Genomic DNA, 18,529 nt, shown 5'->3' with positions numbered 1-18,529 from the left:
CTTAATATAATATTAGAGACTTTTTTGTGGTTGTATTTTTAGTATTCGTCTTCGTTCCAAAGATAATCTTCTTCTGTCGGATAATCTGGCCAAATTTCAATTATTGAGTCGTATGAATCACCTTCATCTTCAATATCTTGTAAATTTTCAACTACTTCTAAAGGCGCTCCTGTACGAATAGCGTAATCGATTAATTCGTCTTTAGTGGCAGGCCAAGGTGCATCTGCTAAATATGATGCTAATTCAAGTGTCCAATACATTTCTTTATTTGTTTAAATAAGATTGTCGCAAAAATAATTTTTTTTTGCAAAAAGTCAAGTTTTTTTTAAAAAATGTTAAATCAATAAAAAAAGAACTTTAATTACAGTTTTTCAGGAATCCATTTAACTTCCTCTGCGTTTAAGTCTTTTGTCAATTTTCGTGCCAGTACAAAAAGGTAGTCAGAAAGTCGGTTTAAGTACATTAAAACGGCATTGTTAATAGTTTCTTCTTCATTTAAAGCGACAGATAAACGTTCAGCTCTACGACATACGCAGCGAGCTATGTGACAAAATGACACAGTTTCGTGTCCTCCTGGTAAAATAAAATGAGTCATTTGTGGTAAAGATGTATTCATAACATCAATTTGATTTTCTAAAAATTGAATGGAATCATCCGTTATTTTATTAATATTTAGTCTTTCTTTACCATTCTTTAAGGTTTCCTTTTCAGGCGGAGTGGCTAGCATTGCTCCTAAAATAAATAAATCACTTTGTATTTTAGATAGCGAAGTTCTTAGTATTTCATCGGTGTTTTTATCTCTTATTAAACCAATGTACGAGTTTAATTCATCAACAGTACCATAGCTTTCTATTCGTAAATGGTGTTTGGGTACTCGAGTTCCGCCAAAAAGAGCGGTGGTGCCTTTGTCTCCTGTTTTAGTGTATATTTTCATTTAAGTACTAGAATTTTTATTGTTTTTGTAAAGTTAGTTTTTCTAAAACATAATTTGGGCAACGCATTGGTTTTTTTGTTTTCATGTTTATAAAAGCTAATACAGTGTTACCTGTGCAAATTAATTCGTTGTTTTGATTGATGATTTTATAATCAAATTCAATTTTAACTGTTGGTGTTTTTTTTAGAGTAGTTATAATGGTTATCTCATCATCATATAAAGCAGATTTTTTATAATTGATAGACAGTGAAATAACAGGTAACATCACGCCGTTTTTTTCCATGTTGCTATAAGTAATTCCTGTAGTGCGTAATAACTCGGTGCGTCCTATTTCTAGGTATTGTGCATAGTTACCATGGTATACAACTCCCATTTTATCAGTTTCAGCATATCTAACACGAATTGTTGTTTGGTTTTTTTTCAAGGTGTTTTTTAGTTTATGTTACGCTAACGTTACGTAAAAAATAATTAAGAATCAATAGTGAATTGATTTTTTTATACTGAATTTTATTCACACTTTTGTTCACTCTTACAGGTAGCACTGTAATCCCCTTAAATGAATATAAATTAACAACAAAAATAGTTTTTAAGCCAAATGACTAAAACTGCTGACTCAGTTTGGAATGAATGCCTGTCTTTTATAGAAGATAACATTAAGCCACAAGCGTATAAGACTTGGTTTGAGCCAATTAAGCCAATTAAATTGGCAGGGGGAGCTCTTACTGTTCAGGTACCAAGTAAATTTTTTTACGAATGGTTAGAAGAACATTATATTAAATTATTAAGAGTAGCTTTAGTTAGAGAATTAGGAAGTGAGGCAAAGTTAATCTATGATGTTCGTATGGAAAATACGTATAGTAGTAATAGCCCACAAACGGTTAAAATTCCTAGCTCAAATAGAAATCCATTAAAGCCACAAAAAGTAGCAGTTCCTTTAGAATCTAAAAGAGAGTTAAAAAACCCTTTTGTTATTCCAGGATTACAAAAGGTTAAGATAGAGTCCCAATTAAATCCTAACTATAATTTTGTTAATTTTGTTGAAGGAGATTCTAACAGGTTGGCGAGATCAGCAGGTATGGCGGTTGCAAATAAACCTGGAGGAACCTCGTTTAATCCGTTACTAATTTATGGAGGAGTAGGTTTAGGAAAAACACATTTAGCACACGCAATTGGTGTTGAAATAAAAGATAAGTATGCCGATAAAACGGTTTTATATATTTCTTCAGAAAAATTTACGCAACAATTTATTGATTCGGTAAAATCGAATACAAGAAATGACTTTATTCATTTTTATCAAATGGTTGATGTGTTAATTATTGATGATGTTCAGTTTTTATCAGGAAAAACAGGAACACAAGATGTGTTTTTTCATATTTTTAATCATTTACATCAAAATGGAAAACAAGTAATTTTAACTTCTGATAAAGCGCCTGTTGATATGCAAGATATTGAACAGCGTTTGTTATCTCGTTTCAAATGGGGTTTGTCAGCAGAGTTACAGGCTCCAGATTTTGAAACACGAGTTTCTATTTTACAAAATAAATTATATAGAGACGGTGTTGAAATGCCTGAGGAAATTGTTGAGTATATTGCTAAAAATATAAAATCGAATGTACGTGAATTAGAAGGAGTTATCATTTCTATGATTGCACAAGCTTCTTTTAATAGAAAAGAATTTACGGTTGAACTAGCAAAAGAGATAGTTGATAAGTTCGTTAAAAATACTAAGAAAGAAGTTTCTATTGATTATATTCAAAAAGTAGTATCAAAGTATTTTGATATGGATGTTGCTACTTTACAATCAAAAACTCGAAAAAGACATATTGTACAAGCTCGTCAATTAGCTATGTATTTTGCTAAACGTATGACTAAATCATCTTTAGCAAGTATTGGTAGTCAAATAGGTAAAAGAGATCATGCTACGGTGTTACACGCTTGTAAAACTGTTGATAATTTAACCGAAACAGATAAGCAATTTAAAAAGTACGTTGAAGATTTAACTAAGAAACTAACAATGTAATTATGAAAAAAATACTAATGGTTTGTTTGGGGAATATTTGTCGTTCGCCATTGGCTGAAGGTATTTTACAATCAAAATTACCAATTGATTTTTTTAAAGTTAGCTCAGCAGGAACAGCTGGGCATCATGTGGGCGAATTACCTGACGTAAGATCTATTGAAGTAGCTAAGAAATACGGAATAGATATTACAAAACAACGTTCAAGAAAATTTATAAAATCAGATTTTAAAGAGTTTGACTTAATTTTTACAATGGATCAAAGTAATTATAATGATGTTGTTTCGATGACTGATGATTATAAAGATATTAAAAAAGTAAAAATGATTTTAAACGAGTTGTATCCGTCAGAAAATAAAAATGTTCCAGATCCGTACTACGGAGGTAAGCAAGGTTTTGAAAATGTGTATAAGATGTTAGAGGAGTCTTGTGAAATTATTGCATCAAAATTAAATTATTAATGAAAGGTAAATTATACTTAATACCAACAACTTTAGGTGATACAGAGCCTTTAGAGGTAATGCCTATTTCGGTTAAAAAGGTAATAGAGCATCTTGATCATTTCATTGTAGAAAATGAAAAATCAGCAAGAAGATTTATAAAAAGAATTACACCTCAAAAGGCGCAACCTTCTTTAGAGTTATTATTGTTAGATAAATATTCAAACGATATTGAAATTCAAAATTATTTAGATGTATGTGATTCTGGGACTTCAATAGGTTTGTTGTCTGAAGCAGGAGTTCCGGCAGTTGCAGATCCTGGAGCTAGTATTGTAAAATTGGCTCATGAAAGAGGGGTTCAGGTGGTGCCTTTAGTAGGGCCATCATCAATTTTAATGGCAATGATGGGGTCGGGTATGAATGGTCAAAACTTTGCTTTTAACGGTTATTTACCTATTGATAAATCAGATAGAAAAAGAGCTATAAAAGAATTAGAAAAAATTTCTAGAGATAAAAATCAATCTCAAATTTTTATAGAAACTCCGTATCGAAATGAAAAAATGCTAGATGATTTACGTGCTATTTTATCGCCAGATACCCGAGTTTGTGTTGCTTGTGATATAACATTACCATCTGAGTATATAAAAACTTTCACGATAAAAGAATGGAAAAATAAAAAAACAGATTTACATAAACGACCAGCAATCTTTATACTTCATAAAAACTAAAAAAAATAGCACCTATTTAGGTGCTATTTTTTTATTTATAATTTAATTTTTTTAAACGCTCGGTTTTTTATTTGCACTGATATTTGATACATCATAGTTAGCAAATTTTTTCATATATGATTTTATAGAGGTTCCAAAAGCATCATTAAATCTAATAACTCCGTTAGAGCGTAGGTATTTTTTAACATTACCAGCACCACTTAAATGAGCTGCTGCTAAAATACCGGATTCAGTAATTTTTACACCATTAATAGTTTTACCAACACTTCGTTTAATATCTTTTCTTAAAATCCATTTATTTACTTTACAGTAAGCTATAAAAGCTTTTTCTTGTAATTCAGGTGTTTTAAGGAAGTTTTGAGTGTTATAAATTCTAAATCTTTTTAAGGTTTCTCTTCCAAATTGGTATTTCCCTAAATAACCTAGTTTATTTACTATTCTATATTTTCCTTGAGATTCTTTAAAAGCTAACGCTTCTTTAAAACCAACAAAATCTTTTGTTAAAAAAGGAATGTTAAAACTCTCAGCATAGTGTGCTGTTGTAGTTGGATTGAGTGTAGTTTTTTCTTTTTTTATTTTTGAAGTTGTAAAACTAACAAGTAAAACAAAACCTAAACATATAAATACTATATTCTTGATAATTAATTGCTTTCTATTTGGCGGCGCAAAGGTACATTAATTTACTTAAATCCCTAGTGTTCAGTTGTTTGAAATAATTAATAAATAGATATGTTGCTAATTATTCGTTGATTTGTTGCTTAAAAACTAGTAAAAACATAAATATATTATATATTTTATAATATTTTAAGTGTTATGTTGTGAATAAAATTATGTTAAATATTTACCTATTAATTCCTCGTTGGGTAATCCATCGTTGATATTTAGCAGCATTTCTGTTGTGTTGCGCTAATGAATTGGCAAAATCATGAAAGCCAATTTTATCAACACTAGCACACATATAATAATAGTTGTGTTTTTTGTAATTCAAAACAGCATCTATTGATGATACATCGGGCATAGCTATTAACGATGGCGGTAAACCTGTGTTTTGATAGGTATTATAAGGCGATTTAATTTTAAGATCTTTATTTAAAACACGTTTTACTATAAAATCTTGTCCTTTAAGTTGTTTAATGGCATAAATAACTGTTGGGTCAGCTTGTAAAGGCCAACTGTCTCTTAATCTATTTAAATATAAGCCAGCTACAATTGGACGTTCACTTTTTTTAGCAGTTTCTTTTTGAACGATAGAAGCTAGAGTAATTACTTCCTTTTTTGATAGATTTAGTTTTTTAGCTTTTTCTAAACGCGATGAGTTCCAAAAACGGTTGTATTCACGGAGCATTTTTGTACGGAATGTTTCAGCAGAGGTATTCCAGTAAAATTCATAACTGTTCGGAATATACATTCCTAAGGCATTTTTTTGATTAAAACTGTTTTTAGCTAAAAAACCTTCATCCTTCATTACTTTTATTAATGAAATAGAATCTGTTTCAATCTGTTGTGCTATTCTTCCTGCTAGTTTTTCTAAAGAATCTTGATTGTTAAATGATAATTTAATTGGAGTTTGATTTCCACTCCTCAATAAGTTTACCATATCATTTAAACTCATTCCTTTTTTAAGAATGTATTTTCCGCCTTTTGGTTTGGTAAACTTTTTCTTTTTGGCAACCCAAATAAAATCATCAGGAGTATTTAAATAGTTTGCAAGTTGTTTTTTTAAATCATCAAAAGTATCATCAGATTTTATATAAATAGCGCCATTTTTAGTAACCGCTTTGCTAAATATTTTCTGATAAAAATTAAACCCAATAATTCCGCCAATTAAAAATATAATGGCAATAGCTGTGTATATTATTTTCTTATTCATTTATCAATTGAAATAAAATTTCGTCTTTATATATATTGTTGCTTAGAATCCAATCTTTTTTAACACCGATTTTGTTAAAATTGTGTTTTGTAAAAAGATGGATGCTATTTTTATTATCAGCAGTAATATTAGCATACAACTGATGTAATTGTATATGTGTAAAGCAATACTTAATTAATAATTGTAAAGCTTCATAAGCAAATCCGTTTTGCTGATAATCTGGGTGAATTAAAATTCCGATACCAGCTCTTTTGTGCTGTGGATTAAAATCAAAAAGGTCAATCATTCCCACAGTTTTTTTTGCTTTAATATCTTCAATAATTAAGCGTAATTGTTTTGCTTCATAAATATCTAAATGGGCATTTTCTAAATATTGCTTTAAAATAAATTTAGAAAAAGGAGCTTGGGTATGGCTGATTTCCCAAAAAGATTCGTTGTTTTCTATTTCAAAAAGAAATTCTAAATCTTCAGGCTCTATAGCTCTTAAATTTATATGTGTGCCTTTTAAGGTATTCATTACAATTTAATTTCGCCTTTAAATACACAAACGGCAGGACCTTTTAAAAATATATTGGTGTAATTCCCTTTTTTTTCTTCAAAACTTACTTCAAGTAAACCACCTTCAACAGGCAACTTAATTGAATTATGCGTTGTTTTTTTAGTAGCATGCATGGCAATTGCAACAGCAGTAACTCCGGTACCACAAGCTAAGGTTTCATTTTCTACACCTTTTTCGTAGGTTCTAACCCTAAAAGTATTGTTGTTAATTTGTTGTGCGAAATTTACATTAGCTCCAGGAGTATCGTAACTATATCTTATTTTTTTTCCATTTTCAAAAACAGGATAATCATCTAAAGAATTTACTAATTCAACATGATGTTGCGTTCCTGTGTACGCAAAAACCGAATCGTTATTAATTTTGATGTCGTTTACATCAATCATTTGTAAAGAAACAATTCCATTATCAATTTCGGCATAATGCTCGCCGTCAATAGCTGTAAATGTTGTTTTTTGTTTAAATATGTTTAATTGATTCGCAAAAGATACGGCACATCTAGCTCCGTTACCGCACATTGCTTGGCTACCATCGGCATTAAAATAAATCATTTTAAAATCGGTACTAGTATCATTTTCTATCAAAATTAAACCATCGGCTCCTATACCAAAGTTTCTATCACATAATTTAGAAATTAAAGCAATGTCATTTTTAGGAAAAATGGCGGTACGATTATCAATAATAATAAAATCGTTCCCGGTACCTTGATATTTATAAAATGTTAAACTCATAGAAGGCAAATATACATATTTTATCAGCGAAGCATAAGTGTTAAATAGCGGTTAAAATCAGTTAAAACAAAGTTAAACAGATTTATTAAGAATGTTAAAATACTATATTTGATATATTAAATTTTATAATCACATGAAGAAAATACTTAAAACACTAGGAGTCGGAATATTAGGAGGTGTAGTAGCACTTTCTGGATATAAAATGATAGTCGAAAAAACACCAACAATTATAACAGAAGCAGCGGTGCCAACTTTACAAACCGTACAAGCAAATTATACACCAACGGTTGTAAATTCATCTACTGGACCAACAGATTTTACGGTAGCAGCTGATAAAACCGTACATGCTGTAGTGCATGTTAAAAATACAGCAGTTAGAACACAGCAAAACCCGTATGCGCAACTTTTTGGAAGAAATGGAACAAGAAAGTATGAACGTGTAGGAACAGGGAGTGGTGTAATTATTTCACCTGACGGATATATCGTAACAAACAACCATGTAATAGAAGGAGCGAATGAAATTGAGATTACTTTAAATAACCAGAAAAAATTAAAAGCAGTTTTAATTGGAGCTGATAAAAGTAACGATATCGCTTTGTTAAAGGTTGAGACAGATGAAGAATTACCTAATTTACCTTTCGGAAACTCTGATAATGCCAAAATTGGAGAATGGGTATTAGCGGTTGGTAATCCGTATAACTTAACATCAACAGTAACCGCAGGTATTGTAAGTGCAAAAGGACGTGATTTGGACGGGAATAAAAATATTGAAGCTTTTATTCAAACAGATGCAGCTGTAAATCCTGGTAATAGTGGTGGAGCATTGGTAAATACGAGAGGTGAGTTAATTGGAATTAATACGGCTATTTCATCAAAAACAGGTTCTTTTATTGGATACTCTTTTGCTGTACCATCAAATATTGCTAAGAAAATTGTAAACGATTTACTAGAATTCGGATCGGTACAAGAGGCAATTTTAGGAATAGGAATTGATAATGAAACAGAAGGTTTAGAGGGTGTTAAAATAGGTTCGATAGATGAAGATAGTGATGCTTTAAAAGCAGGTTTAGAAGAGGGAGACGTAATTAAAAAAGTAAATAATATTAAAATTTCCAAGTTTTCTGAATTAAAAGGACAGTTAACAGCAAAAAGACCTGGTGAATATGTAAATGTAACAGTTAGTAGAAATGGTGAAGATTTAACGAAAACAGTAAAATTGAGTAAAAAAAGTACATTTATTTCTCAGACTTTTGGTGTACAGTTAAAAGACTTATCAAAAAAAGAGCAAAAAAAATTAGGGATTTCGGGTGGTGCTAAAATTACAGCGACAAACAATAAAGGTTTTCAGTACTATAGAGTAGGAGCTGGTTATGTTTTAACAAAAATTAATGGTAAAAAAATTAATAATGCTTCTGAAGCTGTTGATCTTCTAGATGCTTATACAGGTAATCAACAAATGATTCTAGAACTAATGAGTCCTGAAGGAAAAAAAGAATATTTTAGATTTTAAAATAAGTAATAATAAGGGCAGATGTCGTTGAAAATTGTTTTTTCAACGACATTTTTATATTACAAAATCGATACGAAATCGTTTGAAATTCCTATTTTTGCAGCACATTTTTAAAATTTAGTTAACACACAACTATGTCAACAATAACAAATTACGAAAAAGAAGTAGTAGGTCAGGCGCAAGTAAGACGAGCTACGGTTGAGTTTATTAATATCGTTAATGATTTATGGTACGATAAATCGATAGAATTAGTTTTATTTAGAAATCCATTAGTAGATAAAAGAGCTAGTGAGGTTTTAAATTTAATCGATTATGCTAAAGAATTTGTAGCAAAAGAGATTTCTATTAACGATGCTTTAGAAATAGCAAAAGCAATTCAGAATATTGATTTACCAGCATCTAAATTAGATATTGGTAAATTAGCATATGAGTATCATTTACAAGATGATGCATCAGCAAATAAATTAGATTTTGTAAAAAATCAATTAAAAGATGCAACAAAGGCAGGAGATATTCAGCCAAAAGATGTTGTATTATATGGTTTTGGTCGTATTGGGCGTTTATTAGCACGTGAGTTAATGACAAAAATGGGTAAAGGTTCTCAATTAAGATTAAGAGCAGTTGTTACTCGTGGTGAAATTAACGAGGCAGTATTAGAAAAAAGAGCTTCTTTATTAAGTGTAGATTCTGTTCATGGAGATTTCTTAGGAACTGTTCAGGTTGATGTAGATAACAATGCATTAATTATCAATGGAACTACTGTGTATATGATTTCTGCTGGTAAGCCAGAAGATATTGATTATACTAAATACGGAATCAACGATGCGTTAATTATAGATAACACAGGTGCTTTTAAAGATAAAGAAGCATTGAGTCGTCATTTAGTGCCAAACGGAGCAAGTAAAGTATTATTAACAGCACCAGGAAAAGGAATTCCAAATATTGTACACGGAGTAAATCATTCAGAAAACAATCCAGATAACGTAGATATTTTCTCTGCAGCTTCATGTACAACAAATGCTATTACGCCAGTTTTAAAAGTTTTAGAAGACAACTTCGGAATTAAAAAAGGACATTTAGAAACGATACATGCATATACTAACGATCAAAATTTAGTAGATAATATGCATAGTAAATATCGTAGAGGTAGAGCAGCAGCTTTAAACATGGTGATTACTGAAACAGGAGCAGGAAAAGCAGTAGCAAAAGCATTACCAGCTTTAGAGGGTAAGTTAACTTCAAGTGCTATTAGAGTACCGGTTCCAAATGGTTCATTAGCAATTTTAAATTTACAATTAAACTCAAATACAACGGTTGAAGCAGTAAATGCTATAATGAAACAATACGCTTTAGAGGGTGATTTAGTAGAGCAAATTCAATATTCATTAAATAACGAGTTGGTTTCTTCAGATATTATTGGAACAACAGCGCCTTCAATTTTTGATAGTAAAGCAACTATTGCAGACGGTAACACAATTGTAATCTATATTTGGTATGACAATGAATATGGATACTCTCACCAAGTTATGCGTTTAGCAAAGCATATTGCTAAGGTGCGTCGTTACACATATTATTAACATATTATAATAATTACTTAAAAAAAGCCAAAACATTTTTTTGTTTTGGCTTTTTTTTAGCTATATTTGAAAAACACAACCCCCTAACCCCCTAACCCCCTAATTATGAGAAAAGTATTCTCTCTGTTTTTGTTGTTGCTAAGTGTAACAATATCATCTTTTTCACAACAAGTAAATGAGCTAGATTTTTTAACTTCAGGTAAATGGCAAGTAGAATCAATTCAAATTGGTGAAGAACTTCAAGAATTTTCAGAAAATAATAATTGGATGATTTTTCATGCAGATGGAAAGTATCAAGTTGTTATGAATAATAGTGAAAAAAGAGGTAATTGGAAGCTCGAAGAAGCTAGTAAAGTTATCAAATTTGAAGAAGATGAAAATTTAGCTAATGGCTTAAAAATAGAATTATTAAATAAGAAAGAACTTTTATTTTCGGCAACTGAAGGTGATATAGTCTATACCATGAAGTTGAAAAGATAAAAAAAATAAGTATATGTAAACCGAAGCAAAAGCTTCGGTTTTTTTGTTAAAAGTAAAAGGTGTTTAATAAAGGGTTATTTATACATAAATTTATACCATTTATACATTGGTTTGGTTGTTTATTGTTAATTAAAGTATCTTTGTAGCATAATACACAAGGGAATCATAATTGATGAATTGGGGGATTAATCAATAATGAAGATTTAAAAAGCATCACTTTATAAAGTGATGCTTTTTGTTGTTATATAACCTAGCTTGTTGATAAGTATATTTGTAATTTTGTAACTTAAAATTAAATAAGATTATTAAACATAATAGGTGTAAGTTTTTACCTAAAACTTTTCTTAATTTAGCCTTAAATTTTAAAATATGAAACCATTTTTTTCTTCACTTTTTCTTCTATTAGCGATAGTAACAGTTAATTCACAATCAAAACTACCTTATTATGAGGTGCCACATGCAGCTGTTGAATATACAGCAGGTGCTGTAGTTAGTAGAATGGTAGATGGCCTTGGTTTTCGTTATTATTGGGCAACAGAAGGATTGGTAAAAAAAGACTTAGTATTTAAACCAAATAAAGAATCGAGAACAACATTAGAAACGGTTGATCACATTTTAAGCTTATCACAAGTTATTTTAAATGCAACTTTAAGTAAAAAAAACGGAGAAAAACAACCGAAAATGACATTTGCTGAAAAGCGAAAAAAAACACTAGAAAACTTAAAGCAAGCAAGTGATATTTTAAAAACAAGTAAAGATTTATCACAATATAAAATCATTTTCGGTAAAAAAGAATTTCCATTTTGGAATGCTATTAATGGTCCCATAGCAGATGCTACTTGGCATGTTGGTCAAATAGTTTCTTTTCGTCGTTCATCAGGTAACCCTTTACCCAAAGGAATACAGTTTTTAACAGGAACAGTAAAAAAGTAATAAATTGTTAGCGCTATTATTTTAATGACAATTCAACAAAAAATACAATCGCTTCGCGAAGAGCTAAATCAGCATAATTATAATTATTATGTGTTAGATAATACAACTATTTCAGATTATGATTTTGATATAAAACTGAAAGAATTAGAAAAATTAGAAATAGAAAACCCTCAGTTTTTCAACTCAAATTCACCAACGCAAAGAGTAGGTGGAGAAATTACTAAAAACTTTGAAACTGTTGTCCACAAAAATCGCATGTATTCTTTAGATAACTCTTACTCTAAAGACGATTTGTTAGATTGGGAAAAACGTATTCAGAAAATGTTAGGTTCTGATGATATTGAATATACATGTGAACTTAAATATGACGGAGCTTCTATTAATTTAACTTTCGAAAATGGTCAGTTTGTAAAAGCTGTAACACGTGGTGATGGTTTTCAGGGAGATGATGTAACTACTAATATTCGTACTATAAAATCAATTCCATTAATAATTAATGAGGATTTCGTTTCAGAATTTGAAATGCGAGGGGAAATCATTCTTCCACTTGCAGGGTTTCGTAAAATGAATGAAGAAAGAATCGAGAACAACGAAGAAGAATATAAAAACCCTAGAAATACCGCAAGCGGAAGTTTAAAACTACAAGATAGTGCAGAAGTAGCAAAACGACCGCTAGATTGTTTGTTGTATCAAGTTGTTACATCAGAAAGGAAATATAAAACGCATTTTGAAAGTTTAGAAAATGCACGAAAAGTAGGGTTTAAAGTACCAAAAACAATAGCTTTAGTAAAATCAATTAATGAAGTTTTTGATTTTGTAAATAACTGGGAGGTTAACCGACATGATTTACCTTATGAAACAGACGGAATTGTAATAAAAGTAAACAATTTACAACAACAAGAAGAATTAGGCTATACATCCAAAGCCCCTCGTTGGGCAGTTGCCTATAAATTTAAGGCAGAACAGGTTTCTACGGTTTTGAATGAAATTACGTATCAGGTTGGTAGAACAGGAGCTATAACACCGGTAGCAAATTTAAAACCAGTACAATTAGCAGGTACAACTGTAAAAAGAGCTTCATTACACAATGCAGATCAAATTGAAAAACTTGATATTAGAATAAATGACACTGTTTTTGTAGAAAAAGGTGGAGAAATTATTCCTAAAATTATTGCGGTTGATTTTACAAAACGACCACAAAATTCAGAGCCAACAATTTATATAACGCATTGTCCCGAATGTAATTCTGAATTAGTTAGAACAAAAGGTGATGCAAAACATTATTGCCCAAATGAATTTGGATGTGCACCACAAATAACAGGAAGAATCCAACATTTTATCAGTAGAAAAGCGATGGATATTGATGGATTAGGAGGAGAAACTGTTGATTTGTTACGTAAAGAAGGGTTGATTGAAAACTATGCAGATTTATATGACTTAACAACAGCGCAAGTAATTCCGTTAGAAAGAATGGCAGAAAAATCGGCGCAAAATATGATTGCTGGAATTGAAAAGTCAAAAGAAATTCCGTTCGAAAAAGTATTATTTGCTTTAGGTATCCGCTTTGTTGGAGAAACCGTAGCAAAAAAACTAGCCAAACATTTTAAATCGATAGATAATTTAATGGCTGCTAATTTTGAAACATTGATTTCAGTCGATGAAATAGGAGAAAGAATAGCACAAAGTATTATTGATTTTTCGAATAACTTAGGTAACATTCAATTGATTGATCGATTAAAAAAACATGGAGTTCAATTAGAAGTTTCAGCTGAAAGTTTAGAGGGGCAAACAGATAAGCTTACGGGAAAGGTATTTGTGGTTTCAGGAGTTTTTCATCAAATGAGTAGAAATGAGCTAAAAAAAGCGATTGAAGATAATGGCGGAAAAGTAAGTTCATCAATATCTAAAAAAACAAGTTTTATTGTTGCAGGTGATAATATGGGGCCAAGTAAATTAGCGAAAGCTGAAAGTTTAGGGATACCAATTATTACAGAGCAATATTTTATAGATATGATAAGTTAAATGACTTATAAGTTTTAGATTAATAGTAAATTAAACTCCAAAAGAAATAATGACAAAAAAAACTAAAAAAACCATTGCCTCTATATTGTTTTTACTAGTTGCTATTATAGATGTATACGCTGTAATAGTTCAAGATAAAAGTTTAGAAATTATTTTTAAACCTTTGTTAATGATGGCTTTAGTAGTTGTTTATTTAGTTTCTGTTAAACAAGTCAATTTTTGGTTAATATCTGCTTTGTTTTTTTCATTTTGGGGTGATGTATTTCTGTTAGATAAAACAAATTATTTTGTGTTTGGGTTAGCGTCATTTTTAATAGCGCATATTATGTATATAAAAATGATATCTAGTTTTTTAAAAAAACAATCTTTTATAAAGGTGATAAAAGCCGCAATTATATTTGTTACCTTATTTGCAGGTGTCCTATTTTTAATAAAAGATAATTTAGGAGAAATGTTAGCTCCGGTAATTGTGTATGGAGTTGCAATTTCTACGTTTGGAACTTGTACTTTATTAAATTATCAAGAAAATAAAACAATAGCCAATTTATGGTTGTTATTAGGTGCTATTCTGTTTATAGCATCTGATAGTTTAATAGCGTTGAATAATTTTTATCAACCAACGCACATGTTTGATGTTTTAATCATTATTTTATATGTTGTGTCTCAGTATTTAATAGTAAATTCAATGCTTAAAAATAACAAGAAGTATAAGTAACTTTTTAAATGTTATACCATTTAAAAAGTTGAATTATTTTGTTAAAAAAATAAAAGCTAAAAAATAGTAGTAGTAATTTATATAAAAAACTATATTGCTACATTCTGAAAGAAAAATTAAAAAAGCTAAAAAAGTAACGATTAAAATTATTTTAAATAAAATCATATAAAATAAGTATGACAAAAAAAACTAAAATAGTAGTAGCAACTATATTATTTTTTATTGTTTCGGTAGCTGACATTTTTGCTGTAGTTTTTCAAAATAAAACAATGGAAATTGTTTTTAAACCATTATTAATGATTTCGTTATTAGTAGTGTATTTTTTTTCGAAAAAAAAAGTTAATTGGTGGTTGGTTTTAGGGCTATTTTTTGCTTTTTTAGGTGATGTTCTTTTGTTAGCTGATCAAAGTTATTTTGTTTTTGGAGTAGCTTCTTTTTTAGTAACTCACGTATTATATATAAAAATAATAGTTGGTTTTCTTGAAAAGAAATCATTTACAAGAATGGTTCTTTCTACTGTCCCGTACATGACATATTTTTTAACAATCATGTATGTAGTTTTTGATAACTTAAAAGACATGTTAATTCCTGTAGCTGAATATGGACTAGTGGTGTCGATATATGGGGCAGTTACATTTTTAAATTATCAGCAAGAAAAATCAAAAGGAAATTTGTTATTGTTTTTTAGTGCCATATTTTTTGTCATTGCTGATGGTTTTATTATTTTAAATATATATTATGAGTATAATAAAATACTTGACTTTTTTGTAATTTTATTATATATCACTGCACAATATTTAACCGTAAAAGGATTAATTGTAAGAGAAGAAGTTAATAAAATTTAAAAATGAAAACAGTAAGATTACTAATTATTGCTTTGTGCTTTGTGTCTTGTAAAAAAGAAAAATTACAACTGCATTTTTTAAACGAATATATAGTTAAAGACTCTTTATTAATAGATAACACTGTAATAGGTGGTATTTCAGGTATAGATTATCATGAGAACCAATATTACATGGTTGTTGATGATGCAAAAAAACCGAGAGTTATAATTGGAGGTATTCAAATTGAAGAAGATTCAATAAAATCGATAAATTTTAAAAAAGTAATTAAATTAGATAATACAAATTCTTTTTCTAAACAGAATGCGCTAGATTTAGAGTCTATTTTTATTTCAAATAATAAAATTAACTTAGTAAGTGAAGGGGCTATCAACATAGGTAAAAACCCAACAATTTTCGCTGTTGATATGAAAGGCGAATTTCAAAAAGAATTTAATATTCCAAGTTATTTTAAAGCAAATTCTAAAGCAGAACCAAAACATAACGCAGTTTTTGAAGGTTCTTCAAAAAGTTTTGACAAGAAAGGTTTTTGGGTTGCTATGGAAGGTGTATTAGCTGCCGATGGAGAGGAAGCAACGTTTCATAAAACACAATCACCAATTAGAATTACGTATTTTGATAATCAAACAAAAAAAGCAACAAAACAATTTGCGTACCAATTAGAAAAAATAGACAACCCTGCAAAAGGAAACATAAATTTAAATGGCGTAACAGCTATTTTAGAATACCAAAAGAATCATTTTTTTATTGTTGAAAGAATTTATCAAAGTGGTTACGGTACTTTAGGAAATACCATCAGAATTTTTAAAGCAACAATTAAAGAAGAATCAACAAATACATTAAGTATTAAATCTTTAAAAAACGAAGCGTATATTCCATTAAAAAAAGAATTAGTTTTTGATTTTAAAAATGTACAACATAAATTAACAGATACAATAATTGATAATATTGAAGGGATTACCTTGGGACCTAAATTATCAAACGGTAATAGGTCTTTAATTTTAGTCTCTGATGATAATTTTCAGGTATATGGCAAGCAATTAAATCAGTTTTTATTGTTAGAAATTGATGAGAAGTAAAACGTATTAAGGTTAGTAATTAATAGGAATGATAAATAGACTTAAGCAAAAATCAATTCAAAAAATTTACAATAAAACAATTGTAAAAAAATCAGTTAAAAATAAAGAAGAGAGAAAGATAAAAAAAGTCGCTATTTTATTAGATAACGAATCGTTAGAGAATATTGTTTTAGCTAATTTAAGCAATAAACTATCTTTTGTAAAAGAAAATATAACTGTTTTAATTTATAGAGAATTTTCTAAAAAAGAAGAAGTTTTACCTAAATTTTTCACAAATAAAGATATTGGTATGAAAGCGAGTTTAAAATCAGACAATTTAAAAAACTTCGTTAAAAACGATTATGACTTGCTTATAAGCTATATAAAAACACCAAATTTATATACGAATATGGTAACTTTGCTGTCGCAAGCAAGTTTAAAAACTGGTTTTGCAGGAGTTGATGATAGATTGTATGATCTTGTTATTTCCGATGAAGGATTTAATGAGGCAGTTTTAAATCAAGAATTAAAAAAATACTTAACGATATTAAATAAAATATAATGCAAAAATTTGTTGGTACCGGAGTCGCTTTAGTAACTCCTTTTAACGAAGATTTAAGTGTCGATTATAACGCACTTAGAAAGTTAGTAAATTATAATATTGATAACGGAACAAATTATTTAGTTATTAACGGAACCACGGCCGAAAGTGGAACGATAACAGTAGCAGAAAAAGAAGAAATAATAAAAGTAATAGCGCAAGAGAACAACGGTAGATTACCTTTAGTTTTAGGAGTTGGTGGTAATAATACACAAAAAGTAATTGAGGAGTTAAATTCACTCGATTTGTCAAGTATCGACGGTATTTTATCTGTAGCACCTTATTACAGTAAACCAACACAAGAAGGTTTTTATCAGCATTTTAAAGCAATTTCATTGGTAAGTTATAAGCCAATAATTTTATACAATGTACCTGGTAGAACGGCTAAAAACATGGAGCCATCAACTATTATACGGTTAGCGAATGATTTTGATAATATCATAGGTGTTAAAGAAGCAGGTAATATTCAACAACAATATTTAGAATTGCTAAAAAATAAACCAGAAGATTTTTTAATAATTTCAGGTGATGATGATTTAGCTTTAGGAGTTGTTTTAGCAGGAGCATCTGGAGTAATATCAGTAATAGGACAGGGATTGCCAAAAGAGTTCTCGAAAATGATTCAATTAGGATTGGCGGGAAAAAACAAAGAAGCTTACGAAATACATTATAAATTAATGGATATTGTAAACTATATTTTTGAAGAAAACAATCCGGCAGGAATTAAATCAGTTTTATTAAAAAAAGGAATTTGTTTAGATGAAGTTCGTTTACCTCTAGTAAAAGCTACTGAAGAATTACAAACTAAAATATCAGACTTTATAGATAATTTATAATTTGTCTAAAAAAGAATATGAGTTATAAAAGACTACAATTTTTTAATTGTAGTCTTTTTTTAGCATCTTTGTTAAGAATCTTTATATAAGTTATTATAAAGCTAAAAATTAATAAAAAAAATAAAAATATGTTATCAAAAGCAATAGAAAAAGCTTTAAACGAGCAAATAAAAATAGAAGCAGAATCATCACAAGTATATTTATCAATGGCATGTTGGGCTGAAATTCAAGGTTTTGAAGGTGTAGCACAATTTATGTACGCACACTCAGATGAAGAGCGTATGCACATGTTAAAGTTAGTAAAGTTTGTAAACGAAAGAGGAGGACATGCATTAGTTTCTGATTTAGCAGCACCACCAGCAGAGTTTGGCTCTTTTAAAGATATGTTTCAAACCTTGTTTGATCATGAAGTAATGGTTTCAAAATCAATTAATGATTTAGTACATATTACTTTAGAAGAAAGAGATTATGCAACTCACAATTTTTTACAATGGTATGTATCTGAACAAATTGAAGAAGAAGCATTAGCAAGAAATATTTTAGATAAAATAAACCTAATAGGTGATGACAAAGGAGGTTTGTATTTGTTTGATAATGATGTAAAGCAAATTGTAGCTCAAGGAGCTGCCGATACAGCTTTATAAGATTAACAAACATTTAGGAACTATTACTTATTATT

General features: G+C 29.4%; 21 protein-coding genes. 14 read left to right on the top strand and 7 right to left on the bottom strand.

What is annotated here, in order from left to right; genetic code table 11:
* Positions 1 to 38: 38 nt before the first annotated feature.
* The 3 genes from BA195_RS07425 to BA195_RS07415 all read right to left on the bottom strand — a co-directional run bounded on the left by BA195_RS07425 (position 39) and on the right by BA195_RS07415 (position 1,358).
* Positions 39 to 260, bottom strand: a complete 222-nt coding sequence (locus BA195_RS07425) for a DUF2795 domain-containing protein (protein WP_028889331.1) — start codon at positions 258 to 260, stop codon at positions 39 to 41.
* Between the two features lie 101 nt (positions 261 to 361).
* A complete protein-coding gene (locus BA195_RS07420; protein ID WP_068704054.1) occupies positions 362 to 934 on the bottom strand; it encodes a cob(I)yrinic acid a,c-diamide adenosyltransferase in 573 nt (190 codons plus the stop codon).
* Positions 935 to 950: 16 nt separating this feature from the next.
* Entirely contained in the window at positions 951 to 1,358 is a 408-nt protein-coding gene (locus BA195_RS07415) for an acyl-CoA thioesterase (protein ID WP_068704052.1), read from the bottom strand.
* A gap of 171 nt (positions 1,359 to 1,529) precedes the next feature.
* Between BA195_RS07415 and dnaA the strand changes: the two genes are divergently transcribed.
* Genes dnaA through BA195_RS07400 form a run of 3 tightly spaced genes read left to right on the top strand, consistent with a single transcriptional unit; the run spans position 1,530 to position 4,119 of the window.
* A complete protein-coding gene (gene dnaA, locus BA195_RS07410; RefSeq protein WP_068704051.1) occupies positions 1,530 to 2,954 on the top strand; it encodes a chromosomal replication initiator protein DnaA in 1,425 nt (474 codons plus the stop codon).
* A 2-nt stretch (positions 2,955 to 2,956) separates the two neighbouring features.
* Positions 2,957 to 3,412 (top strand): low molecular weight protein-tyrosine-phosphatase, encoded by a 456-nt coding sequence (locus BA195_RS07405; RefSeq protein WP_068704050.1) that lies wholly within the window; start codon positions 2,957 to 2,959, stop codon positions 3,410 to 3,412.
* Complete coding sequence (locus BA195_RS07400; protein WP_068704048.1) at positions 3,412 to 4,119, top strand: SAM-dependent methyltransferase; 708 nt, start codon at positions 3,412 to 3,414, stop codon at positions 4,117 to 4,119. Before BA195_RS07405 ends, BA195_RS07400 begins: the two co-directional genes overlap by 1 nt.
* A 51-nt stretch (positions 4,120 to 4,170) precedes the next feature.
* Here the strand turns inward: BA195_RS07400 and BA195_RS14540 are convergent, their stop codons facing one another.
* The 4 genes from BA195_RS14540 to dapF all read right to left on the bottom strand — a co-directional run bounded on the left by BA195_RS14540 (position 4,171) and on the right by dapF (position 7,276).
* On the bottom strand, positions 4,171 to 4,761 hold the full coding sequence (locus BA195_RS14540; protein ID WP_084443149.1) for a peptidoglycan-binding protein LysM: 591 nt from the start codon (positions 4,759 to 4,761) through the stop codon (positions 4,171 to 4,173).
* Positions 4,762 to 4,960: 199 nt separating this feature from the next.
* A complete protein-coding gene (mltG, locus tag BA195_RS07395; protein ID WP_068704047.1) occupies positions 4,961 to 5,989 on the bottom strand; it encodes an endolytic transglycosylase MltG in 1,029 nt (342 codons plus the stop codon).
* Positions 5,982 to 6,506 (bottom strand): GNAT family N-acetyltransferase, encoded by a 525-nt coding sequence (locus tag BA195_RS07390; RefSeq protein WP_068704046.1) that lies wholly within the window; start codon positions 6,504 to 6,506, stop codon positions 5,982 to 5,984. The genes mltG and BA195_RS07390 overlap by 8 nt, the downstream gene beginning before the upstream one ends.
* Positions 6,506 to 7,276, bottom strand: coding sequence for a diaminopimelate epimerase (gene dapF / locus BA195_RS07385; RefSeq protein ID WP_068704045.1), 771 nt, complete (start codon positions 7,274 to 7,276; stop codon positions 6,506 to 6,508). The genes BA195_RS07390 and dapF overlap by 1 nt, the downstream gene beginning before the upstream one ends.
* 133 nt (positions 7,277 to 7,409) lie before the next feature.
* Here dapF and BA195_RS07380 point away from each other — a divergent pair, with 133 nt between their 5' ends.
* The 11 genes from BA195_RS07380 to BA195_RS07330 all read left to right on the top strand — a co-directional run bounded on the left by BA195_RS07380 (position 7,410) and on the right by BA195_RS07330 (position 18,494).
* Positions 7,410 to 8,786, top strand: a complete 1,377-nt coding sequence (locus BA195_RS07380; protein WP_068704043.1) for a trypsin-like peptidase domain-containing protein — start codon at positions 7,410 to 7,412, stop codon at positions 8,784 to 8,786.
* Positions 8,787 to 8,920: 134 nt separating this feature from the next.
* On the top strand, positions 8,921 to 10,363 hold the full coding sequence (locus BA195_RS07375; RefSeq protein WP_068704042.1) for a glyceraldehyde-3-phosphate dehydrogenase: 1,443 nt from the start codon (positions 8,921 to 8,923) through the stop codon (positions 10,361 to 10,363).
* Positions 10,364 to 10,468: 105 nt separating this feature from the next.
* A complete protein-coding gene (locus BA195_RS07370) occupies positions 10,469 to 10,843 on the top strand; it encodes a hypothetical protein (RefSeq protein WP_141677670.1) in 375 nt (124 codons plus the stop codon).
* A gap of 369 nt (positions 10,844 to 11,212) precedes the next feature.
* A complete protein-coding gene (locus BA195_RS07365; protein ID WP_068704040.1) occupies positions 11,213 to 11,776 on the top strand; it encodes a hypothetical protein in 564 nt (187 codons plus the stop codon).
* A 24-nt stretch (positions 11,777 to 11,800) separates the two neighbouring features.
* Positions 11,801 to 13,798 (top strand): NAD-dependent DNA ligase LigA, encoded by a 1,998-nt coding sequence (ligA, locus tag BA195_RS07360; RefSeq protein WP_068704038.1) that lies wholly within the window; start codon positions 11,801 to 11,803, stop codon positions 13,796 to 13,798.
* A 49-nt stretch (positions 13,799 to 13,847) separates the two neighbouring features.
* Entirely contained in the window at positions 13,848 to 14,513 is a 666-nt protein-coding gene (locus tag BA195_RS07355; RefSeq protein WP_068704035.1) for a lysoplasmalogenase, read from the top strand.
* Positions 14,514 to 14,689: 176 nt separating this feature from the next.
* Positions 14,690 to 15,358 carry a lysoplasmalogenase gene (locus tag BA195_RS07350; protein WP_068704032.1) on the top strand — a complete coding sequence of 223 codons (669 nt, stop codon included), beginning with the start codon at positions 14,690 to 14,692 and terminating at the stop codon, positions 15,356 to 15,358.
* A 2-nt stretch (positions 15,359 to 15,360) separates the two neighbouring features.
* Entirely contained in the window at positions 15,361 to 16,434 is a 1,074-nt protein-coding gene (locus BA195_RS07345; RefSeq protein WP_068704031.1) for an esterase-like activity of phytase family protein, read from the top strand.
* A gap of 28 nt (positions 16,435 to 16,462) precedes the next feature.
* Positions 16,463 to 16,975 (top strand): DUF6913 domain-containing protein, encoded by a 513-nt coding sequence (locus BA195_RS07340; RefSeq protein WP_068704030.1) that lies wholly within the window; start codon positions 16,463 to 16,465, stop codon positions 16,973 to 16,975.
* Positions 16,975 to 17,850, top strand: a complete 876-nt coding sequence (gene dapA / locus BA195_RS07335; RefSeq protein WP_068704029.1) for a 4-hydroxy-tetrahydrodipicolinate synthase — start codon at positions 16,975 to 16,977, stop codon at positions 17,848 to 17,850. The genes BA195_RS07340 and dapA overlap by 1 nt, the downstream gene beginning before the upstream one ends.
* Before the next feature lie 128 nt (positions 17,851 to 17,978).
* Positions 17,979 to 18,494 carry a ferritin gene (locus tag BA195_RS07330; protein WP_068704028.1) on the top strand — a complete coding sequence of 172 codons (516 nt, stop codon included), beginning with the start codon at positions 17,979 to 17,981 and terminating at the stop codon, positions 18,492 to 18,494.
* Positions 18,495 to 18,529: the final 35 nt, after the last annotated feature.

Source organism: Tenacibaculum soleae, from assembly GCF_001693415.1.
In the GTDB taxonomy this organism is placed as follows: Bacteria; Bacteroidota; Bacteroidia; order Flavobacteriales; family Flavobacteriaceae; genus Polaribacter; species Polaribacter soleae.
The sequence above is the reverse complement of the archived record's forward strand: the minus strand, read 5'-3'. Positions and strand labels throughout refer to the sequence as shown.